This window comes from Lichenifustis flavocetrariae, from assembly GCF_026130545.1.
In the GTDB taxonomy this organism is placed as follows: Bacteria; Pseudomonadota; Alphaproteobacteria; order Rhizobiales; family Beijerinckiaceae; genus Lichenihabitans; species Lichenihabitans flavocetrariae.
The window spans coordinates 1-20,496 of sequence record NZ_JAMOIM010000063.1 but is presented as its reverse complement, the minus strand read 5'-3'; the positions used below and the strand labels follow the sequence as shown (position 1 = coordinate 20,496).

The 20,496-nt window shown below is 61.1% G+C and carries 20 protein-coding genes and 3 pseudogenes; 16 read left to right on the top strand and 7 right to left on the bottom strand.

Annotation, left to right across the window (positions count from 1 at the left end):
- Positions 1 to 919: IS701 family transposase (locus M8523_RS33275; RefSeq protein ID WP_282589132.1), on the bottom strand; the 919-nt coding region annotated here is incomplete at its 3' end.
- 154 nt (positions 920 to 1,073) lie between these two features.
- On the opposite strand from M8523_RS33275, the gene M8523_RS33270 reads away from it, so the two are divergent.
- Together M8523_RS33270 and M8523_RS33265 are read left to right on the top strand one after the other, a co-directional pair.
- The gene (locus M8523_RS33270) at positions 1,074 to 2,156 is read left to right on the top strand and encodes an IS5 family transposase (RefSeq protein WP_282589131.1); all 1,083 of its coding nucleotides are present in this window, start codon (positions 1,074 to 1,076) and stop codon (positions 2,154 to 2,156) included.
- Positions 2,157 to 2,486: 330 nt separating this feature from the next.
- Positions 2,487 to 3,119: an SDR family NAD(P)-dependent oxidoreductase gene (locus M8523_RS33265; protein ID WP_345894352.1), complete on the top strand. Its 633-nt coding sequence runs from the start codon at positions 2,487 to 2,489 to the stop codon at positions 3,117 to 3,119.
- Positions 3,120 to 3,283: 164 nt separating this feature from the next.
- Here the strand turns inward: M8523_RS33265 and M8523_RS33260 are convergent, their stop codons facing one another.
- On the bottom strand, positions 3,284 to 4,042 hold the full coding sequence (locus M8523_RS33260; protein ID WP_282589130.1) for an SDR family oxidoreductase: 759 nt from the start codon (positions 4,040 to 4,042) through the stop codon (positions 3,284 to 3,286).
- Positions 4,043 to 4,210: 168 nt separating this feature from the next.
- On the opposite strand from M8523_RS33260, the gene M8523_RS33255 reads away from it, so the two are divergent.
- Positions 4,211 to 4,579: a winged helix-turn-helix transcriptional regulator gene (locus tag M8523_RS33255; protein WP_282589133.1), complete on the top strand. Its 369-nt coding sequence runs from the start codon at positions 4,211 to 4,213 to the stop codon at positions 4,577 to 4,579.
- 32 nt (positions 4,580 to 4,611) lie between these two features.
- Here M8523_RS33255 and M8523_RS33250 read toward each other — a convergent pair whose 3' ends face one another.
- Positions 4,612 to 5,250 (bottom strand): TetR/AcrR family transcriptional regulator, encoded by a 639-nt coding sequence (locus M8523_RS33250; protein WP_282589129.1) that lies wholly within the window; start codon positions 5,248 to 5,250, stop codon positions 4,612 to 4,614.
- 82 nt (positions 5,251 to 5,332) lie between these two features.
- Here M8523_RS33250 and M8523_RS33245 point away from each other — a divergent pair, with 82 nt between their 5' ends.
- Positions 5,333 to 6,409 carry an aldo/keto reductase gene (locus tag M8523_RS33245; protein ID WP_282589128.1) on the top strand — a complete coding sequence of 359 codons (1,077 nt, stop codon included), beginning with the start codon at positions 5,333 to 5,335 and terminating at the stop codon, positions 6,407 to 6,409.
- 58 nt (positions 6,410 to 6,467) lie between these two features.
- Here M8523_RS33245 and M8523_RS33240 read toward each other — a convergent pair whose 3' ends face one another.
- Both M8523_RS33240 and M8523_RS33235 read right to left on the bottom strand, forming a co-directional pair.
- Entirely contained in the window at positions 6,468 to 6,893 is a 426-nt protein-coding gene (locus M8523_RS33240; protein ID WP_345894351.1) for a TetR-like C-terminal domain-containing protein, read from the bottom strand.
- A gap of 167 nt (positions 6,894 to 7,060) precedes the next feature.
- Entirely contained in the window at positions 7,061 to 7,426 is a 366-nt protein-coding gene (locus M8523_RS33235; RefSeq protein ID WP_282589126.1) for a hypothetical protein, read from the bottom strand.
- Between the two features lie 167 nt (positions 7,427 to 7,593).
- Between M8523_RS33235 and M8523_RS33230 the strand changes: the two genes are divergently transcribed.
- The 12 genes and pseudogenes from M8523_RS33230 to tnpB form a co-directional block, all read left to right on the top strand.
- Positions 7,594 to 8,475 carry an AraC family transcriptional regulator gene (locus M8523_RS33230; protein WP_282589125.1) on the top strand — a complete coding sequence of 294 codons (882 nt, stop codon included), beginning with the start codon at positions 7,594 to 7,596 and terminating at the stop codon, positions 8,473 to 8,475.
- 104 nt (positions 8,476 to 8,579) lie between these two features.
- Positions 8,580 to 9,665, top strand: a complete 1,086-nt coding sequence (locus M8523_RS33225) for an ABC transporter substrate-binding protein (RefSeq protein WP_282589124.1) — start codon at positions 8,580 to 8,582, stop codon at positions 9,663 to 9,665.
- 57 nt (positions 9,666 to 9,722) lie between these two features.
- Positions 9,723 to 9,878: pseudogene (locus M8523_RS33220) on the top strand (sugar ABC transporter ATP-binding protein); the annotation flags it as partial.
- Between the two features lie 516 nt (positions 9,879 to 10,394).
- Entirely contained in the window at positions 10,395 to 10,922 is a 528-nt protein-coding gene (locus M8523_RS36995; protein ID WP_428351862.1) for a BLUF domain-containing protein, read from the top strand.
- A gap of 45 nt (positions 10,923 to 10,967) precedes the next feature.
- Positions 10,968 to 11,151: pseudogene (locus tag M8523_RS33210) on the top strand (recombinase family protein); the annotation flags it as partial.
- Between the two features lie 209 nt (positions 11,152 to 11,360).
- Positions 11,361 to 12,905, top strand: a complete 1,545-nt coding sequence (locus tag M8523_RS33205) for a sensor domain-containing diguanylate cyclase (protein WP_282589123.1) — start codon at positions 11,361 to 11,363, stop codon at positions 12,903 to 12,905.
- 77 nt (positions 12,906 to 12,982) lie between these two features.
- Positions 12,983 to 13,666, top strand: a complete 684-nt coding sequence (locus M8523_RS33200) for a response regulator transcription factor (RefSeq protein ID WP_282589122.1) — start codon at positions 12,983 to 12,985, stop codon at positions 13,664 to 13,666.
- Between the two features lie 198 nt (positions 13,667 to 13,864).
- Positions 13,865 to 14,851: a zinc-dependent alcohol dehydrogenase family protein gene (locus M8523_RS33195; RefSeq protein ID WP_282589121.1), complete on the top strand. Its 987-nt coding sequence runs from the start codon at positions 13,865 to 13,867 to the stop codon at positions 14,849 to 14,851.
- A 223-nt stretch (positions 14,852 to 15,074) separates the two neighbouring features.
- Complete coding sequence (locus M8523_RS33190) at positions 15,075 to 16,400, top strand: IS1182 family transposase (protein WP_282589120.1); 1,326 nt, start codon at positions 15,075 to 15,077, stop codon at positions 16,398 to 16,400.
- 335 nt (positions 16,401 to 16,735) lie between these two features.
- Complete coding sequence (locus M8523_RS33185; protein WP_282589119.1) at positions 16,736 to 18,007, top strand: diguanylate cyclase domain-containing protein; 1,272 nt, start codon at positions 16,736 to 16,738, stop codon at positions 18,005 to 18,007.
- A gap of 276 nt (positions 18,008 to 18,283) precedes the next feature.
- The gene (tnpA, locus tag M8523_RS33180) at positions 18,284 to 18,628 is read left to right on the top strand and encodes an IS66-like element accessory protein TnpA (RefSeq protein ID WP_282589118.1); all 345 of its coding nucleotides are present in this window, start codon (positions 18,284 to 18,286) and stop codon (positions 18,626 to 18,628) included.
- Positions 18,625 to 18,729 (top strand): annotated as a pseudogene (tnpB, locus tag M8523_RS36990) (IS66 family insertion sequence element accessory protein TnpB); the annotation flags it as partial. The gene tnpA and the pseudogene tnpB, both read left to right, overlap by 4 nt.
- A 97-nt stretch (positions 18,730 to 18,826) precedes the next feature.
- Here the strand turns inward: tnpB and M8523_RS33175 are convergent.
- Together M8523_RS33175 and M8523_RS33170 are read right to left on the bottom strand one after the other, a co-directional pair.
- Positions 18,827 to 19,834 (bottom strand): tyrosine-type recombinase/integrase, encoded by a 1,008-nt coding sequence (locus tag M8523_RS33175; RefSeq protein WP_282589117.1) that lies wholly within the window; start codon positions 19,832 to 19,834, stop codon positions 18,827 to 18,829.
- Positions 19,831 to 20,325 carry a tyrosine-type recombinase/integrase gene (locus tag M8523_RS33170; protein WP_282589116.1) on the bottom strand — a complete coding sequence of 165 codons (495 nt, stop codon included), beginning with the start codon at positions 20,323 to 20,325 and terminating at the stop codon, positions 19,831 to 19,833. Before M8523_RS33170 ends, M8523_RS33175 begins: the two co-directional genes overlap by 4 nt.
- Positions 20,326 to 20,496 lie beyond the last annotated feature (171 nt).

Sequence of the window (20,496 nt, the reverse complement as noted above, 5' to 3'; positions counted from 1 at the left end):
CGTCTCGATGCGCCGGACGAACCCGCACCCGTGCGAAGCGCGACGTCATGTCGAGGGCCGATCCTTCGCGCCATGTGACCGTCTGCCAGGTCTCGTCCGGCAATCCCAGCGCCAGGGTCTTGACGTCGACCGGCTGGTGTTCGGCGTCGCGTCGCAGGCGGGTCGGCCGTCGGCCTCGTCCGCTCCACTCTTTGGGTGGCAGTGGTCCCCGACCCTGGGGCCAGACGGTGGTGTTGGGCAGGAGGCCGGCGCTATAGGTCAACCCCAGCGCCGTAATGGCGTCACGCAGGTCCGTGTCGGCCCCATAGCCCGCATCCATCAGCACGACACCGCGCGGAACACCGGCCGCCAGGGTGGCCTCGATCTGACGGAACGCGATCTGCGCCTTGGTGGCGAAGGCGATCTCGGCCGGCACGCCGGCTTTGGCCCGGCGGATCGGATCCTTGGCCCAGTCTTCGGGGAGATAGAGCTGGTATGCGATGGGCAGGCTGGCCGAAGGATTGGCGATCGACAGCGAGACGGCCACCTGACAATTGTCCTGTTTGCCGAGTTGGCCGCAATACTGTCGCGCCACGCCGACGGAGTGCTTCCCCTTCTTGGGAAATCCCGTGTCGTCGATGATCCAAGCCGCAATCGGTCCGCTCCGCTCCATCGACGGCAAGACCAGGTCGCGAACCTTAGCCAGGACCCTCTCATCCGACCACGAGGCTTGACCCACGAAATGCAACAAGGATTGGTGCTGAGCCGAGACCCGGGCAGGCGATGTGACCGCTGCCATCGGCTCGACGCTCTTGCGCTCGCCTGGCATCAACAAACCCAGGCAGTAGTCCCGAAAGGGACCTGTCCGATCTGCATGTCCCACCGCCGGCGTCAGGGCCTCGACATAAGACGAAAATCGAGCGTCACTCTCCGACGTCATGCCCAACCCCACATCAGCCCGATGCCGATCATAGTGCCCGACCGCGACGTAAGACGACGAGGCTTTCTGACTCAGTAAGATTAGCAGGCTGCGGAAATTCGCTACACGAGAGGCGTTCGATCTGATTCAGTGACATCTTGGATCGGAGGATTTGATGCGCGGGACGGACGAGCAGACGGGTTCGCTTTTCAGCTATCAGAGCCCCGAGTCCATGGTGCCGGGAGATCATCCGCTTCGGGTGATCCGGTCCGTTGTGAACGCGGCGCTGGAGCGTCTGTCGCCCGAGTTCTCGCAACTCTATTCGCCCTATGGTCGTGCCTCGATTGCACCGGAGAAGCTGTTGCGTGCTCTTCTGGTGCAGGCGTTTTTTGGCGTCCGGTCGGAGAGGCAGTTGATGGAGCAGGTGCGCTACAACATGTTGTTCCGCTGGTTCATCGGACTGTCGATGGACGCGCCGGTATGGGACGTGACGGTGTTCACCAAGAACCGCGACCGGCTTCTGGAGGGCGAAATCGCGCGGAGCTTTCTGCTGGCGGTGCTGGCCGATCCCAAGGTCAAGCCATTGCTGTCGGACGAGCATTTCTCGGTCGATGGCACGATAATCGAGGCGTGGGCTTCGATGAAGAGCTTTCAGCCGAAGGACGGTAGCGACAGCCTACCGTCAGATCCGGGCCGCAACGGCGAACGCGATTTCCGGGGTGAGAAGCGGTCGAACGAGACGCACCAGTCGGTGACCGACCCCGAGGCGCGCCTCTACCGCAAGAGCGACGGTCAGCCGGCCAAGCTCTGCTATCTCGGCCATGTGCTGATGGAGAACCGAAACGGCCTCATCGTCGATGCCGAGCTGACGCAAGCCACCGGTTGGGCCGAGCGCGCCGCCGCCGAGGCGATGGTCGAGACCACCGCGCCCGCCGGCGGCGTCACGCTCGGGGCCGACAAGGGGTATGACACCAAGGCCCACGTCGCCAACCTGCGCGACCTCGGGGTCACGCCGCATGTGGCGCAAAACCAGAAAAACCGCTGCTCAGCCATCGACGGCCGTACCACCCGGCATCCCGGCTATGCGATCAGCCAGTGTATTCGAAAGCGGATCGAAGAGCCGTTCGGCTGGATGAAGGCGGCCGGTGGCTTCCGGCAAACAAAACACCGTGGACGCGAAAGAGTTGGGTGGATGTTCACCCTGCGGGCTGCCGCCTACAACCTCATTCGACTCCCAAACCTCTTGGCCACGACTTGAGGGCAAATGCCACGTCGAAAGCTGGTGTTTGCAGGCCAACGCCCATCGCGACCCAACTCAAACCCATGATCACAACAGAAAATCCACTATACTGACGCGAATTTCCGCAGCCTGTTAGATTGTCCAAGCTCAGCCGGTCGATATTGTTCGTCATGGCGATCAGTCTATTCGACTTTCCGCCTATTCTCAAAAACTCGCGAACGGAGTAGATTAATAGTAGAAATCCCATAAAAGATTTAAAATGACTGTGAAGTCCATCCTGATTACGGGAGCCAACAAAAGCATCGGCTTCGAAACGTCACGCCAACTCGGCAAGCTGGGGAACCGGATTTGGCTCGGTGCCGCGACGAGGAGCGCGGTCTGGCCGCTGTAGAGACGTTGACGGCAGAGGGCCTGGACGTTCGACTGCTGGCAATCGACGTCACTCGTGATGACAGCGTCCAAGCTGCCGCCGCCCGCGTGCAGGGTGAAGATGGAAAGCTCGACGGGCTGATTAACAATGCCGGGATTTCCGGAAAGTTTACGAAGCCTAGCCAGCAGCCAGTCAGTGATGTCCGCAGTGTCTATGAAACGAATGTGTTCAGTCCGGTCCGCGTAACGCAGGCTTTCCTACCCCTGCTCAAGGCTGCCGGACACGCCGACATCGTCATGGTCAGCAGTGGGCTGGCCTCGCTTGGCTGGCTCTGCGACCCGACGAACCAGTTCTATGGCGTCAACTTCATGGGATACAACAGCTCCAAGACGGCCCCCAATGCCGTGACGGTGGCTTTCGCCAAGGAGCTTGCGGTGGACGGAATCAAAGTCAACGCGGCTGACCCAGGCTACACCGCAACTGATTTCAACGGTCATAGCGGATACCGCACTGTGGAACAGGCTGCCGCAGGACTTGTATGGCTGGCGAGCCAGGACTCGTCTGGTCCTACGGGCCGTTTTTACTTTGAACGAGTCTTGGTTCCCTGGTGAACACGGGCCTGAACACGGCAGGAGGGGTCACAAAATGTTCTCGGTTTGGACCTGCTCAACAGTCAGCTGAAGTTTTCACATGGTCAATTTGAGATTTGCACACGAGCAAGGTAGATGAGAAGGCGCAGGCCGCTTTTGAGAGAGGCATTAGCGTGAGCTGACGTTCAGGACCTCCCGACCTTGCTGAGTTGCTGAAAGATCAGTTCTGGTGCCAGCCGGCTGGCGATTTTCAGGATGTTGCTTTGCCCCGGGCGGATCTCGGTCTGTCCGGCCTCGATCGCGGCGATCGCTCGCCGGACCAGAACATCGACCGCCATTCCCGTCTGCCCTTTCAAATGAGCGCCAAATTCCGCCGTGAAAAGCGGTGTGTCAGTTAAGGGCGGCGCAAGTTCAACCACGGTCACATTCGTGCCGCCGAGTTGAACCCTGAGACATCGGGTATAGGCCCGGAGCCCTGCCTTAGCCGCGGAATAAACAGGTGAGATCGGGAACGGCACGAACGCCAGACCCGAGGAGACATTGACGATCAGCGCATTCGGCCGGGATCGAAGATGAGACAGAAACTGCTGCACCATCCGGATCGGGCCGGTGAGATCAACGTCGATCTCTTGTGTAACGTCTTCAAGCGGCCGATCCTCGCCGAGCTTTACGATACGCATGATGCCGGCATTGTTTACGAGCGTATCAAGCCTCGGAAAACGCGCGGTCACCGCGTCGTGCAACGCACGAATGTCAGCGGCATTGCTCACATCGCTTGGAAAGGCATGAAGACCGGGAAAGCGGCGTTGGGCGTCTTCAAGCGCCTGCTTGCTCCGACCGGTTATGACGACGACATTGCCTCGCGCGAGCAATTGCCCCGCCAATTCGAGGCCGATGCCGCTACTGCCTCCGGTGATCAGAATGGTTCTTGCCGTAAACTTCATCTCGCGTGTCCCCTGCCATTGTAGTTGCAGATGACAGGATGATCCATGTACTCTCTAAAAGGAAGAAGGCACCTTCCAGTGCTATACTTACCTCACGGAGACTAGGGCATGTCAGTCGCGGCAAAATTCACAGAAGAGCAAATTGCGGCAGCAAAGCGCTATGCTGGAATGACGCCGCCGACCGCAATTGATCCCCGTATCGAGGCTCTTGTCACTGAACTGATCGGCCGGGTGGCCGACAAATGGACGATGTTAATCCTCGAAGTGCTGGCCGAAAACGGCACGCTCCGCTTCAGCCGCCTTGCCGAAGCCATCGGCGGTATCAGCCAGAAGATGTTGACCCAAACCCTGCGGGCGATGGAGCGCGACGGGCTGGTCAATCGGACTGTGTATCCCGTCGTACCACCCAAGGTTGAATACAGGCTCACCGACCTGGGTTTTACCCTTGGTGCTGCCTTTTGCGGTGTGTGGGTATGGGCCAGCGAAAACCTTTCACAGGTTGAGGAGGCTCGATCCGCCTTTGATCAGCGGGTCTGACGTGGCTGCCAAGTCATGATTGGCGCGACGCCTCATGCTGTCGTGCCCTCAATCCGGTTTGCAGGCCATGCTGCGAGCGCGGCCCCGACAATCCCGAGCAGAGCAACACGATCCGCGCCATCACGCGCCAGCACCGACAACCCTTGCGTTACTGCCATCACAAGTCCAGAAAGGGCAGCAGGATCGGTCTGAGGGGGCAACACGCCTTCATTGATGTCGCGTATCACGCGGGCCCGCAGATGCCGCTCGATCTCGCCCCTTAAGCCTGCCACGATCGCCTGGACGTCCGCAGAGGCAGCCGAACCGCTTGCCGTGGCGCTTGCCATCAAGCAGCCCCGGGGGGTCAGTTCGCCCGTATAGGCTTGTGCAGCAGCGGTCAGCATCGTGCGGGCCGCATCGAAGGCCGTAGGCGCGCCTTCGATCTCGCGCGCAATGTCGGCGGGATCGCCAAGATAAAGCCGTGCCGCTTCGAGGAAGAGTTGTCGCTTGTCGCCGAACGCCGTGTAGAGGCTGGGCGCTGTAATCCCCATCGCAGCCGTAAGGTCGTTGACAGAGGTTGTCTCATAGCCGGTGCGCCAGAACGCCAGCATGGCTTTCTGAAGCGCGGTTTGACGGTCGAACGACATCGGCCGTCCCATCTTCCGGCGCGTTTGCGCTTCCGCGACTTTCATAACGGTCACTCAAAAAGTGTTGACTTCATACCGCCCATCATAGCACAAGATACATAGCAATCACTATGAAAGCCATCCGGTCATGTCCCTTACCGCCTTCCGCACTCTTGGCCACTCCGGCCTCGTCGTCAGCCCCCTCGCGCTCGGCACCATGACGTTCGGCCAACAGAATTGGGGTGCGGACGAGCAGGACTCGCGAGCGATCTTCAATGCCTATCGTGCCGCCGGCGGCAACTTCATTGATACGGCTGACATCTATTCGGGCGGCACGAGCGAGGAGATGGTGGGCCGCTTCATCAAGGAGACCAACTCACGCGATGAGATCGTGCTTGCGACCAAGTTCGCGTTCAATGGCTCCGCCAGCCCACTCACGGCCACGCAAGCCGTTGGCGGCAATCCCAACGCCGGAGGCAACGGCGCAAAGAACATCCATCGCGCCTTGGAAGCCTCGCTGAAGCGGCTCGGGACCGACCATATCGACCTTTACTGGATGCACATTTGGGACGGCGTCACGCCAGTCGAGGAGATCGTGCAGACGCTGGGTGACCTCGTGCGGGCCGGCAAGATCCGGTACTTTGGCTTCTCCGACATGCCAGCATGGCTGGCCATGAAGGCTGCGACGATCGCCAGCGAGAGGCGGGTCCCGGGTCCGATCGCCATGCAGGTGGAATATTCCCTTGTCGCGCGCGACGTGGAAAGCGAGCATGTCCCTGTGGCGCGCGAGGCCAACATGGGCGTGGTACCGTGGAGCCCGCTCGCGGGCGGCTTTCTGACCGGCAAGTACGACCGGAAAGACACCAGCAACAGCGGGCGATTGAGCGGAGCCAACCCGTTCGGCAACAGCAAGTTTGTTGAACGAAACTGGGAGGTGCTGGACGCGCTAAAGGCGGTCGCCATGGAACTCGATCGTGCCCCGGCGCACGTTGCCCTTGCCTGGGCCATGGCGCGGCCGGGCATCGCCTCGACGATCATTGGGGCAAGCAAGCTGTCCCAGCTAGAGAGCAACATTGCAGCGGCAGACATCCGGATCAGCGAGGAGCAAATGCGCCGCTTGAACGAGGTGAGCATGCCCGCGCTTGGTTTTAGTTCAGGCTTGGCCGCGCCATTCATCCGGCGCATGGTGTTCGGCGGGCATAATGTGACCGGCTGGAACGAGTGATGCTGCCTTGAGCGACTGAAATAGGTGGAACGGTAATGTCCAATTATAGCGATAACGGCTATATGATCGTTGCGAATGTTGGCTCGCAGCGCGCGACTTGATCCGTTCTGCAAAACCGGTAGCATCGTATGACGCCTGCGTTGCCCTTTGGCGCTCGGCAGGCGTCCGCTTTTAAGGCAGCTTCACCAAGTTTGCTACGAGCGGTATGGATCGCATCGACTAGAAACAGAAAGCTGTCAGCTAAGGACTGCGACATCTGAAAACCGCCGTGCGACTCTATATCGGAGAAGCCCTGCAATCCGGCTCTGACCATTCGGATTGCATGGACTGAGAGATCATCCGGAACACCGTAGCTTTTGACAACTGCCTCGAAAACCTTGACCGCCCGCAAGGCCTCGGCCTGTTGCGCGTTTGACCCATGCTTGAGTGTTGCCTGAGTCAATGCGTACAGTCCGGCATGTTCGATAGCAAAGCGGCGATACACGTCCGAGATCGACAGAAGTGCTTGACGGCCGGAGCGCCCGAGGGCTGGCGCCGTGTCCAAACCCCCAAGCACTCTGCCCACCGCAGTCATAAACGCTTCATGCAATCGGCCGGTGAGAAATGCAGGCTAGACGCATGGGCGCGCCAAGATCGATCTGCTGCGCGCGCTCATTCCCGGCAGCCTGAATTGAACGAAATCTGCACGCAAATTGCGCCAGCCCCCCTTTGCACGCGGAACGTATCGAAGTCCTTCTCCGCTCCGGTTACCGGCGACGCAGGTGACGTCGAGCCTTGATGAGTCGCAGCCAAGAGGCGCCAACCCTCCTCGCTGCCATGCAGCAGTACCGTGTCGCCAAGTCGGGCGCAGACGGCGGCGAGCGAGTGCGCGGCGGCCGTTCCGATCAGGATCGTCGAGCCGGCCTGCGCTACGACAAACCAAGCGGCTTCCAAAAGATGGATTTTGCGGAACGACGAGTGTATCGCGCACCTCAATCCTTCTCTCTTTGACAAAAGAGTATCAATGCTGCGCTGCAAAGTGCGTAGTCAGGGCTGTTTGCATCGGCCATCTTGCTGTCGAAAGGTGGCCCGCAGTCGCCACGGTGCCTGAAAAGCACCCAATCAAACTTGGGTCCTGGGTCAAAGTCTCTCAGCAAGACTCAGCCAATATGCGGCTTAGGGGACGGAACGGGAAGGAGGACGTTTTGGAACCTGATCTCGAACTCGTTGGTGTGCGCGACGATCAGTCGTTCAAGATATGGTCGCACGGCTATCCGTTTCGAACCGTGCGGTGGCATTTTCATCCTGAATATGAATTACATCTTGTGACCGCGACAGAGGGCGATCGCTACGTCGGGGATCACATCGGACACTTTCGTGCCGGAGACCTGGTTTTCGTCGGGCCAAACCTTCCACACAACTGGATCAGCGAAATTCCTGCCGGCGAGACAGTAGTTGAACGCTGTCTGATACTTCAATTCACGGGCGAATTCATCAACAGCTGCATGGCGATCTTTCCAGAGCTCCGCTTCATGCAGCCACTTCTTGAAGAGGCGGTGAGAGGCGTTCGTTTCGAATCATCCAGCGCCGAACGAGCCGGCAACCTGATGCGCGAGCTTCTGGAGGCGCAGGATGCACGCAGGATCGCGCTCTTCATCAGTATCCTAGACGTGATCGGACATGCGGAACAGCAGATACCGCTCGCGAGCATTGGCTTTCAACCACGGCCCTCGGCCTATCTGTCCACCAGCATGAACCTGGTGCTCCAGCACATTGGTCGAAACTTCACCCGCGATTTAAACGAAACCGAACTCGCCAGGCTAAGCCGCCAGAGTGTCAGCACCTTCGCACGCTCGTTTCGCAAGCATACGGGCATGACCTTCGTTCAATACGTGAACGCGCTGCGGATCGAACTCGCATGCCAATACCTCTGTCAAAACGACCTGACCATTATGGCGATCTGCCACGAGGTTGGCTTCAACAATGTCTCGAATTTTAACCGGCAGTTCCTGGCCTTCAAGGGCATGTCGCCCTCGAAGTTTCGCAGCATGCGGCGCGACAGCAGCCGCTTCGTCTCGGCAGCTTGAACCGTCGCGGCCATTCCGCGGTGCGATAACACGTTCGCGCGCCACGGATTCCCTCACACTTGAACGTCGATATCTGGCTCCAGTCTAGAGAAGAGGAAACACCCATGATCCATCCTTTGACCTTCCCACGTCTCGGTGCCGCGGCGGCTTTCGCCCTGACGCTGCTCGGCGGGACTGCGGCCCACGCGGCACCGTTGTCGAACGTGACTGTGGCGTTCCTGATGCCCGACCAGGGCTCGACCCGCTATGAGGAGCATGACCATCCGGGCTTCGTTGCCAAAATGACGAAACTCTGCCCGACCTGCAAGGTCCTGTACCAGAACGCCAACGGCGACGCGTCGCGCCAGCAGCAGCAATTCAACTCGGTGATCTCGCAGGGCGCCAAGGCGATCGTGCTCGATCCGGTCGATTCCACCGCGGCGGCCTCGCTGGTAAAACAGGCGCAAGCGCAAGGCATCAAGGTGATCGCCTATGACCGGCCGATCCCGTCCACCCCGGCCGACTATTACGTGTCGTTCAACAACGAGGAGATCGGCAAATCGATCGCCAAGTCGCTTGTCGATCATCTCAAGGCCACCAAGGTGGCCGCGTCGGATGTCGGCATCCTGGAGATCAACGGCTCGCCGACCGATGCGGCCGCGGGCCTGATCAAGAAGGGCATCCACGAGGGCCTGGCGGATGGCGGTTACACAACGCTCGCGGAATACGACACGCCCGAATGGTTGCCCTCAAAGGCCCAGCAATGGGCAAGCGGTCAGATCTCGCGCTTCCAGAAGAAGATCGTGGGCGTTGTGGCGGCCAATGATGGAACTGGCGGCGCCGCGGTTGCGGCCTTCAAGGCGGCAGGCGTCGATCCCGTGCCACCGGTGACAGGCAACGACGCCACCATCGCCGGACTGCAGCTCATCATTTCGGGCGATCAATACAACACCATCTCGAAGCCAAGCGAGATCGTCGCGGCAGCCGCCGCCGATATTGCGGTCGCGCTCCTCAGCGGCGAGGCGCCGAAGGCCGAGACGACGCTCTTCGACACCCCCTCCAGGCTGTTCGTTCCAGCGCTCGTCACGGCCGAGAACCTCAAGGCCGAGATCGTCGACAAGACGGTCAATGGCAAACCGATAGAGACCGCGGCGGTTCTCTGCACCGACCGATATGCAGAGGGCTGCAAGAAGCTCGGCATTGCGCCCTGATCAAAGCCAAACGGGCGGTTTAGGCTGCTTATGTCTGATCTCTGAAGGGTTGCAAAAATGACAATGATACGGGAAGAAACGCGGCCGCCGAGCGATGTCGTGCTCAGCATGCGCGGGATCTGCAAGCAGTTCGGCGCCGCCTCGGCGCTGACTGACATCGACCTCAACGTGCACGCCGGCGAAGTGGTGGCGCTTGTCAGAGACAACAGGGCTCGCCGCGTCCTTCCGGCACCGGGCTAGCAACCTTTTCGGCCTTCCTGATCTCTTCGTCGATATCCTCGTTCTGCCCGATCAGGCGTCGCACGGCTGATCCCGCCAGTTCCGGCAGGCTGCCCTGCTCGGTGTGGAATAGTGCGATCAGGGATTTTACGCCGGCAGCGCCCGCCCTGCGCCAAAACGATGACGAACTCGGCGAGGTGTCCCCGCAGGATGTTGATCAGCATGGTCCGTTGCCGAACCAGCAGGTCGCGTACCTTTTGCAGCATCAAGCTCCACGTCAGATCGCGCCGCCTGACTGCCGCGTCACCCAGAATCCCACATAGCTCCATTCAACAACTTCAACCCCTCTCCCCTAACAAGCTGAAATAAGCACAATGGAACGTCGCCGAACGGCGACTGCATCAAGGGCGGAGCTATACCGTTGAGAGTCGAGAGAGCTCACGCATTTATTGAATTCCTTCAAGCCCTGTAGGGCATGCCGACGGGTCCGAGGGCGGCGGGTAGAACCTGGTGAGCTTTGCGTCGTTGAGATCGCAACTCAGCAAAGGTCCCGCGAGGTTCAGTGTGATCCAGGTCGTCTATGCCAGCAGAAGCGCCGTCCCACAGGGGGCCAAGCTTACCGTGCTCAGCGCAATTCAGGCGGCCTCGTACCGGCGCAATGCCGAACGTTCCATCACGGGCTTTCTGATCAATGATGGCCAGTTCTTCTACCAAGCTCTTGAGGGGCCTGCCAGCTGCGTTACGGCCCTGCTTGATCGCATTCGGGAGGATCCTCGGCATTCCGACATGCGCGTTCTTGCCGAGTCCTCCATCCAGGTCCGCGGCTTCGCTGAGTGGTCGATGGTCAGTTGGATGCGAACAGCCGCAAAGCTCAGCATCTTTGCTCAACATGGCCTCAACGATCGCCTCGATCTGGGTTCTATGCAGGCCCCCAGGGTCTTAGCCCTTGCCCGAGACCTTCAGGCCTGCGAGACCGCAGTGCGACGGCCCAGGTCGTTCCGGGCATCGGTGCGACCTCGTGCGCTCGCAGCTTGGTAATTTTACCACTCAATAGCGTCGCCCCAGCCGACGCATGGAACGTCGGTGACGGATGAGGGTGTGTCACGTATCTCGATACGAGCTGTCGACCGGCCGCAGGGTGCCGGCTGTTCGACGTGCTTTGGAGGGGAGACGTCCTGACGTCCTGGTGGTGCGGTGGGTCGATCGGCTCGACCGAAACTACCAGGACGTGACCGATACGATCCGCGAGTTCATGCGGCGCGACGTTGGCCGCATCGAGCAGTTTGGCCATCTCGCCTGAGGGCAGAAGTCCTCGGCGTCTTCGTGCTGATCGGCAGCGGCGGCGACGCGACTTGGATCCCTCTTTGCCGGAATCTTACTTTGCTTGGTTCCGGACCTTTGACCGTTGCGTGTGACCTCCCGTTAGCATCTTCCATGACACAAGTGACTGGATGAAGCTCACTGAAGGAAACGGCAGTGATCCTGTTGCGCCGTTTTCTTCGGTATCTTCTGTCTGCCCACGTGTGGATCGTGCTCGGCGTCGTCGGTCCACTCGGCATGCTCTCGGTTTCGGGGCTCATGCTGCTCGATTTGCGCCGAGACACGTGGGACAGGGCGGAGCAGACATCCCAGAACCTCCTGCAGGTGATCGAGCGTGATATCGCCCGCAACATCGAGATCTACGATCTCTCCCTTCGTGGCGTGGTCGACAATCTGAGAGTGCCCGGGCTTGCCGACGTCAGTCCGGTGCTGCGCCAGCTTATTCTTTTCGATCGCGCTGCAAGCGCCAGCGACATGGGTGTGATGCTGGTACTCGACGAAAGCGGCAACATCATCGATGACGCCGACGCGGTGCAACCCCGCACAGCCAATTACGCCGACCGCGAGTACTTCCAGATCCATAAAACCAATCGCGATCAAGGGCTCTACATCAGCAAACCATTGATCTCGCGCCTAACTGGCGTTCCAATGATCGCGTTGAGCCGACGGATCAACAAGCCTGACGGATCGTTTGGCGGTGTCGTGATGGGGACGCTGAAGCTGTCCTATTTCATGCGCTTGTTCGATCGGATTGGCTTGGGTCAAAACGGCGCGATTAACCTCTATCGCGACGATGGGACACGCATCATGCGCTACCCCTCCGTCGAGGCAGACATTGGAACGAGCATTGCCGGAACATCCAATTTTGAGCGATTTGCCCGGGACCGAAGTGGCAGCTTCACGAGCATCTCCGTCCGTGACAAGGTCGAACGACATTATGCATTTACGCACATTGCGGATTTGCCGCTTGTCCTCAATGTTGCCTTGGCGACCGGCGAGATCGAGGCCGAGTGGCGTTCCAAGGCCTGGATTATTGGTGGCACATCGCTCGTTTTGTGTGGGCTCACGATCATCCTCGCTTTGTGGGTCGGACGCGAGCTGCGCCATCGCACTGCCATGCAGGCCGAACTCGCCCGCCTCTCGCTGACCGATGGTTTGACAGGACTTTCCAATCGTCGTCGGTTCGATGAGGCGTTGCCTCATGCTTGGACCGGCGCCACCCGAACAGGGAAACCGCTGTCGCTGCTGATTGTCGATGCGGATCACTTCAAGTGTTTCAATGATCGGTATGGCCATCAAGTAGGCGATGATGTTCTCAGAGGTTTGGCACACTGCCTCATAGGCACCGTGCATCGCGATGAGGATCTCGTGTGCCGTGTCGGTGGGGAGGAGTTCGCGCTGCTCTTGCCTGAGACCGACCTCAGCGGTGCATTGCGGATTGCGGAGAAGGTCCACAGCGAAATCGCTGCTTTCAGGCTTTGGCCTGCCGGACTTGGCGCGGGTGCTGTCACGGTGAGCATCGGGGTGGCCTGTTCGGATGGTGGGCGTCGGACCAGCACCACATGCAACGAGCTTTATCGAAGCGCGGATGCCGCACTCTATGAGGCAAAAGCAGGTGGCCGGAATCAAACCCGTTGGGCTGGAACCACGGGACGCGATCTGGAGAAGTCCTCTCCTCTGCTGCGCATCGTGAACACCTGAGGCGCATGTCAGTAGATCGCGGTCTCGATGTCGCTGTATGGGACGCAAGCTGGACACGCCCGGGCGGGAGGCTTGGAATGCGATTGCTGCTGGTGGAGGAAGGGACATATCTTGGCGATCTGCTGACCGAGCATATCCATCGTGTCGGTTGGATGCTGGATGCGGTCGGCACGATCGCTGCGGCCACGGAGGCCTCGCGCTCGATCGCCTATGATCTGATCCTCATCGATCTCGGCCTGCCCGACGGCGATGGCAGATCCTTGATCAGATCCCTCCGGGCACACGGCTCATCCGTACCGGTCTTCGTCCTCACCGCACGAGGGTCGATCGAGGATCGTGTCGATGCGCTCGACAGCGGGGCCGACGATATCCTGATGAAGCCCTTCAATCCCAGCGAGGTCCTGGCGCGGTGTCGCGCCCTGCTACGACGAAGCAGCTCGCGCTTAGCAGACAGGATCGAGTTCGGCCGTCTCCATTTCGATCCCGCTTCCGGGTCGATCCGCGTTGGAGGCGACTTTGTAGGGGTCCCCCCACGGGAACGCTCCCTGCTCGCATTGCTGCTCCGCCATGCCGACTGCGTCGTGCCGAAAAATCAGATCGAGGTCGCCATGTCGGGCTTCGGGGAGGTGATCTCAACCAACGCCGATGAACTCGTGATGTCGCGCCTGCGGCGACGGCTCAGTCAGATCGACCCCGGCATCACAATCGAGACTGTCAGGGGCATCGGCTATTGGCTTCGGAAACTGAAGGAGCATGTCTGAGAGACTTCGAAAGCCTTTGCTCCCACAGCGCACCGTCGGGTTCAACAAGCGGCCGAGTTCTTCAAGCGGAACACGGAATTTACGGCGTCTTGCAATAGCAATTAACAGACACTATCATCCGTGATACTACAGGCTCAATTTGTGCGTACTTAAATCCAAGTAGCTTCTGCGCTAGGGTGCCGATAAGAGGAAACGCCCATGCGACGCTATACAACCGCCGGCCGCGATAGTCCGGCAGTCATGCTTGGAGACGTCGAAGATCCCCGTCCCGCCCCGGGTGAGCTTGGAATCGATCTTCGAGCGGCCTCCCTCAACTACCGTGACCTGATCGTCGCGTCACGCTTCGCCGACGTTGTGCCTCTGTCGGACGGAGCGGGCATCGTCTCCAGCATAGGCAGTGGTGTCGAAGGTTTCGCCATCAGCGACCGTGTTGTCATCGGGTTCATGCCGGGATGGGTGGAAGGCGAGTTCACCGAGGCCAAGAAGGGATCGAGTCTTGGCGGGCCAGGTGTCGACGGCGTGTTGGCGGAGCGGATCGTGGTGCCGGCTTCGGGTGTCGTCCGCATCCCCGATTCCTTGCCGTTTGAGGAAGCAGCGACTTTTCCCTGCGCAGGCGTGACCGCATGGTCGGCGCTTTTCGAACGGCGCCCGGTCCAACCAGGCGAGACCGTGCTGCTGCTCGGTACCGGCGGCGTGTCGATCTTCGCCTTGCAACTCGCGAAGCTGGCAGGCGCCCGCGTAATCATCACATCGAGTTCGAACGAGAAGCTCGAACGCGCCCGCGTTCTCGGAGCCGATCACGTCATCAATTATCGCGCGCGTCCAGGTTGGGAGGACGACGTCTTACGGCTGACCGGAGGTCGCGGTGTGGACCTAGCCGTCGATGTAGCGGGTCCAGGCACACTTAATCAGACGCTGAAAGCAACCCGGTTTGGCGGACGGATCTCGCTCATGGGTGTGCTGACAGGGTTCGACGGCCCGATCGATACGCTGGCTATTCTGGAGAAGCGGATCACCCTCCAAGGGATCTACGTCGGTTCGGTGGCCACGCTCCGTGCTCTCGTTGCAGCGGGCATCAAACCACAGGTTGACCGCGTGTTTGCGTTCGAGGAGGCAGCCGCGGCGTTCGACGCTCTTCGAGGCGCCGGCCACTTCGGCAAGCTTGTGGTGAAGATCAGCTGCTAGACGGCGCCTGCCAAGTGATGCTGCAAGTGAACGAGTACGGGTGCATAGGATTGACCCTCGCAATGTCTGAGGGGTCGCATTCAGACACTCGCCATGATCCGTCGTGCAGGAGCGCACGGAAAAAGGGTTGACGTTGGGGACCCGATTACAGAACCCTAGGAGCCTGTCCCGGTAACGGTCGAATTTCTTCGACAGCGCCGAGGTGATTTGATTCACTGCTCTGATGATGAAGAGCTTCCGGCCGTGGCGTGTTGATGAGGCCTGGCTCCTGCCGCCCTCGGTCCCGGATTTCGTGCTGCCAGACCACCCGGCGCATTTGGTGCGCGACATCGTTCGTGACGAATTGGACCTTGCGGCGGTCCTGTCGGCTTACACCGAGGCGCGAGGCTTTCCGCCCTATCACCCGGGCATGATGGTGGCCCTGCTGCTTTATGCCTACAGCCAGGGCGTCTACTCCTCGCGCCGCATTGCGCGGTGTTGCGAGGAACGGCTGGACTTCCAGGCTGTCACGGCTTTGAACCGGCCGGACTTCCGCACCATCAGCGAGTTCCGCCGCCGCCACCTGACGGCGCTGGGCGAGCTGTTCGTTCAGGTGCTGGCGCTGTGCCAGCGGGCGGGTCTGGTGGGCCTCGGCCATGTGGCGGTGGAGGGCACCAAGCTGCGCGCCAACGCCTCCAAGCACAAGGCCATGAGCTATGCGCGCATGGAGAAGGTGGAAGCTGAACTGGCCGCGGAGGTGAAGGCCTGGCTCGACACGGCAACGGACGCCGATGATCGCGAGGATGGCGAGCACGGGGCCGAACGGCGCGGCGATGAGATGCCGAACTGGATGGCCGACAAGCAGCAGCGGCTCGCCCGCATCCGTGCCGCGCGCGCGGCGCTCGAAGCCGAGGCGCGCGTCGCCGCGGCGGCGAAGGACGCAGAGCGCCCTGTGCCGTCGCCCAAGGCGGATGGCACGCCGTCCAAACGGAGCGGGCCCAAACCCAAGCGCCCGACCGGCACCTCGGAGCCGACGGCCCAGCGCAACTTCACCGATCCCGAAAGCCGCATCATGGTGGGCCGGGATGGGTTCATCCAGGCCTACAATGGTCAGGCGGCGGTCGACGGCAAGCACCAGATCATTGTGGCTCACCGCCTGACCCAGTCTGCCTCCGACCAGGACGGGCTGCTGCCCCTGCTCGACGCCACGGCCGTCAACGCCGGTCGCTTGCCCGACGAAGCATCGGCCGATCACGGCTTCTGCTCGGAGGCCAACCTCGCCGGTCTCGTGGAGCGCGGCGTGCGAGGCTATGTGGCGACAGGCCGGGCCAAGCGGCCGGCCGAGGGCAAGCCAGCCGGCGGGCCCCTGACAGCAGCTATGAGGCGACGGCTCAAGCAGGGCGGTCATCGCAGCCGCTACCGGCTGCGGAAATCCATCGTCGAGCCCGTGTTCGGGCAGATCAAGAGCGCCCGCGGCTTCCGCCAGCTTCTCCTCCGAGGCGTCGAAAAGGTCACCGGAGAATGGGCGTTGATCTGCACCGCCCACAATCTCGCCAAGCTCACCACATGATGACGGCGATCACGCAAATCCATCAGCGCCGTCCGCCCGCTAACCCACACTTTATGAGGCAATCCGTTACCGGGACACGCTCCTAGTCGGCAAGCTGTTCCGCCTGACGGTCAGCCCGCGCTATTCAATCATTGCCGCTCCAAAGCAGCCAAGCGATGTACCCGGGGGACAAGCCATCGTTCGAGCCTCAAGCGTTAATATTGCCTAAGCGGCTGGAAAGTAAGCATAAGGTCAGCACAAAAAAATCATCGTTGAGTAATGGACCATCAACTATTATAACATTTTTCGCCTAGGATCTCCAGCTTCCATTAGATGTTTCAAGCCAACGTCGACGCATGAAAGATGGCAGACCTCTTGGCGGGTTAAGATCGAGACTGAATAAGCACGCGCGGGGTCTCTCCTGGCTGGCGATTGTTCCCATTTTAGTGCTGCTTGTTTGGTTCGCTTCGAGCGGAAGGCAGACACTGAACGAGATCCGTGTAGCTTCTCAACGCGCTGTGCGGGTTGCGGAACTTCGTGAGACGATCACTTACCTGAATGAGTGGCTTTCTGCCGTCTCCCAGGTCGCGGTCTTGACCGGGGAGCGCCGCTGGGCAGATCGCTACGAGGAGGTAGCGCCAAAACTGGACGATGCCATCTCCGAGGCTGTCGCGTTGGCAACGCCCACAGGTCGGGCGGCACTGGCCAGCACGATGGGCGAAGCGCATCGCGATCTCGCAACCATGGAACGGCGCGCTATCGCGTCAGCGGCGGCGGGCGACAGATCGTCGGCGCAGGCCCTCCTCAACGGTCCGGAATACGCGTACCTGCAGGACGTCTATGACAATGGCAGCAACATTTTCGGTCAGCAACTGGCTGAGATTGGCAACAAGCAGGCCGCCGATCTGGACGTCCGGACCTGGTTGGAGACCCTGGGAATTGGGCTTGGGGCCGTTCTACTCGGGGCCACAGCCCTGTCCATCAGTAGTCGTACGCGGCTGCAGGGCGCGCTGGCCGTCACCACTGCCGCGGCGCGCACCGACGCCTTGACGCTGTTGCCGAACCGCAGGCGCTTCCACGAAGTCCTCGAGGCTGCATTGGCAGAGGGCCGGCGCGTGGGGCTTGACCATGCCCTGCTCATGATCGACCTGGATCGGTTCAAGGCCGTCAACGATGCCTTCGGGCATCCCGCAGGGGACGATTTGCTGCAGTCGGCGGCGGCCCGTCTGCGAAGCGCGCTTGGCGATGAGCGCTTCATCGCGCGGCTCGGCGGTGACGAGTTCGCCTTTATTCTTCGCTGCGATCCCGAGAAACCTGACATTCCGCGGGTTGATCCCGCCGCTGTCGCGGACCGGATCGTGAGCGCTCTAAGCGCACCTTTCATCCTTTCGGGAGGAACCGCCGTCCAGATCGGCGCCAGTGTGGGCATCGCAATTAGTTGCCCCGGAGACGACGGCGTAGGCGAACTCATGCATCGGGCCGATGTGGCGCTCTACCGCGCAAAGGCCGACGGACGCGGTTGCTGCCGCGTGTATACTGCAGGTATGCACGCTCATGCGCGAGCCAAGGCGATGCTCGACGAGGACCTCCATCCACCGATCTCCGAGGACAGGCGACTTCGCGCATGATAGCGCGTCGCTGGAACTTCGATGGAAATAAGTGTCGAACGCTCTGGGCTGTCGTCCAGGCTCAACGACTTTCTCCACTTGTCAGCACTAGAACTCTCGGCAACAGACCCGCGAGAATCTGCGTCATAAGCAAAACGTTCGGAGGAGCGCCTTGAATAGCTGCGCACGACGGCGGCATCCGCGTATCCGCCCGGCGAAGACCGCCTTGCGAGAGGTTAATGCGGCTGCGAAGCTTTGCTTGTAAGTCCACCTTATAAGCGCTTGTAGCTGCACAGCATGACCCAGATCACTCTGCAGACCGGCCCGGAACGTCGGCGTCATTGGAGCGCTGCGGCGCAGCGGGAGATCCTGTCGGCGGCGTTCATGCCCCGGGCGGTGGTGACGGAGGTGGGCCGTCGCTACGATGTGTCGACCAGCCTGATCTACAAATGGCGCCAGCAGGCCCAGGGGCGGTCCGATGTCGCTTTTGTGCCGGCTGTCCTCCTGCCGGAACCGATGACTGCCTCAGCGCCTCCGAAAAGCCCGGCGATTGTAGTCGAGCTTACTGGGGGGACCCGGCTGACGATCGATGCGCAAGCCTCGGCAGCATTGGTGGGGGCGGTGCTGAGGGCGTTGCGATGAGTCCTGTCGCCAGCAACGTCCGGATCTGGATCGCGAGCGGGCACACGGACATGCGCAAGGGGATGCAGGGCTTGGCCTTGCTGGTGCAGGAGGGCCTGAAGCGCGATCCCTTCTTATGTCTCGGGCGAGATTATGTGGCGGAGGCGCCCCGACGCCCGATCAAAACGGGCCGCGCGTCACTTCCTCCGCCACATAAGATCAGATGCTGGCGAGCAGTTGTAGGACGGCGTCGGTCGGCCGGAAGCGCGCGCCGCGGTCGGTTGAGACACCCGCCTTCTCAAGTCCCCGACGCATCATCTCGACATCCGCGGCGGCGTATCGGTGGGTTGTGGCGACCTGGGCGTGGCCAAGCCAAGTCTGGATCGTCAGGAGATCCACGCCGGAGCGGAGGAGCTTCATGGCGAGCGAGTGTCGGAAGATGTGCGGAGAAATCGGCTTGTCCCCCAAGCTTGGCCTGGTGGACAAGGCGTGGCTTGCCGCACGCCGTACGATATGCGTCGCGCCGAAACGGGTCAGGCGCTCGTTGTGGGCTCCGACGAATATCGGCTCCGGTTGATGATGGCTGAGGCCACGATCGCTCAACAGGGCCGTCAGCGATCGCACCAGATCCTGCGGAATTGGAACGACGCGGTCTCGGCGACCCTTGCCGTGAAGCAGCACCTGCGAGCGGCCTCGCTCCAACTGAAGGTCGTTCGCGTTGACGCCGATCGCCTCGGACACACGGGCTCCGGTTCTTGCTAAAAAGAGCAAGAACGTCCGGTCGCGCCGGCCGCGGGGCGTGGTCTGATCGGGGGACGCGATGATGGCGTCCACTTCCGGGCCGGTGAGGTGGTGCGTCACCTCGATATGGGCCCGCTTGATCGGGATCGTCAGGACCCGTTGGGCGATGCCGAAGGAGGCAGGATCGGCGGCGGCAACGTGGTGGAAGAACGATCGGATCGCGGCGAGCCGGGCGTTGCGGGTGGCGACAGAGTTGTTCCGCTTCTCCTCAAGCTCGTCGAGAAAGGCGAGAACGAGGTTCCGATCGAGATCATCAAGGGCCAACGCCGCCGGCTTCTTCCGTAAACGGGCCGCGGCAAAGAGGATCAGCATGCGGAGGGCGTCGCGATAGCTGGCCAAGGTCGCGGGGGTGGCGTTGCGCTGCTTGGTCAATCGGCGACGGAAAAAGGACTCCAGGAGCGGCGCCAGCAGGAGGTGCTCACTCATGCGGCGCCTCCGTCGAGGAAGGCGCGCTCAGCCGCAATGGCGAGGAGATCCGACGAGCCGGTGAGGTAGTAGGCCGTGTCGCTGTAGCTGGCGTGACCGAGATAGGTGGCGAGTAAAGGCAGCAGTGCTTGGACGTCCGCGCGCTGTTGGTGCCAAAGCGCGAGCCTGGTCACGGCGAACCGGTGCCTGAGATCGTGCGGTCGCAAAGGCTTGCCCTCATCAAAACCCGCGAGCTTGCGAGCCTTGGCGAAGTTCGCCTGCAGGCCGGCCGCCGACAGACGGCAGCCCCGAGAGCTGAGAAAGAAGGCTTCGCCCTTGGGCGTGGGGAACACGTCGTCTCGCTCGCGGGCATACCGGCGAAGGGCCGCCTGGGTCGTTGGGTGAACAGGCACCAGGCGGTCCTTACGAAACTTGGTGTTGCGAACGAGGATGACGCCGCTGGTCAGATCGACGTCGCCGCGATCGAGCCTAACCGCTTCGCCCGATCGCAAGCCTGTGCTGGCCAGCAGATCGATCGGCGTCGCCGCCCCGATCGCGTCGATGGCGCGGCGAACGTCATCCCACGAAAGCCGGGGCGGCAGATGGGCTAGCCCGGATTATGCAGGCCAATAAGCATTGAGGTGGATTTTCTCTACCGGACCGTGCCGTTTGTCCGATTTTGC

What these genes read in the sequence shown, in the direction of transcription:
- M8523_RS33185 (WP_282589119.1), top strand. Translation starts at nt 16,736, where the DNA reads ATGAAAGATGGCAGACCTCTTGGCGGGTTAAGATCGAGACTGAATAAG.
- M8523_RS33195 (WP_282589121.1), top strand. Translation starts at nt 13,865, where the DNA reads ATGCGACGCTATACAACCGCCGGCCGCGATAGTCCGGCAGTCATGCTT.
- M8523_RS33270 (WP_282589131.1), top strand. Translation starts at nt 1,074, where the DNA reads ATGCGCGGGACGGACGAGCAGACGGGTTCGCTTTTCAGCTATCAGAGC.
- M8523_RS33175 (WP_282589117.1), bottom strand. Translation starts at nt 19,834, where the DNA reads ATGAGTGAGCACCTCCTGCTGGCGCCGCTCCTGGAGTCCTTTTTCCGT.
- M8523_RS33200 (WP_282589122.1), top strand. Translation starts at nt 12,983, where the DNA reads ATGCGATTGCTGCTGGTGGAGGAAGGGACATATCTTGGCGATCTGCTG.
- M8523_RS33260 (WP_282589130.1), bottom strand. Translation starts at nt 4,042, where the DNA reads ATGAAGTTTACGGCAAGAACCATTCTGATCACCGGAGGCAGTAGCGGC.
- M8523_RS33250 (WP_282589129.1), bottom strand. Translation starts at nt 5,250, where the DNA reads ATGAAAGTCGCGGAAGCGCAAACGCGCCGGAAGATGGGACGGCCGATG.
- tnpA (WP_282589118.1), top strand. Translation starts at nt 18,284, where the DNA reads ATGACCCAGATCACTCTGCAGACCGGCCCGGAACGTCGGCGTCATTGG.
- M8523_RS33245 (WP_282589128.1), top strand. Translation starts at nt 5,333, where the DNA reads ATGTCCCTTACCGCCTTCCGCACTCTTGGCCACTCCGGCCTCGTCGTC.
- M8523_RS33225 (WP_282589124.1), top strand. Translation starts at nt 8,580, where the DNA reads ATGATCCATCCTTTGACCTTCCCACGTCTCGGTGCCGCGGCGGCTTTC.
- M8523_RS33190 (WP_282589120.1), top strand. Translation starts at nt 15,075, where the DNA reads ATGATGAAGAGCTTCCGGCCGTGGCGTGTTGATGAGGCCTGGCTCCTG.
- M8523_RS33255 (WP_282589133.1), top strand. Translation starts at nt 4,211, where the DNA reads ATGACGCCGCCGACCGCAATTGATCCCCGTATCGAGGCTCTTGTCACT.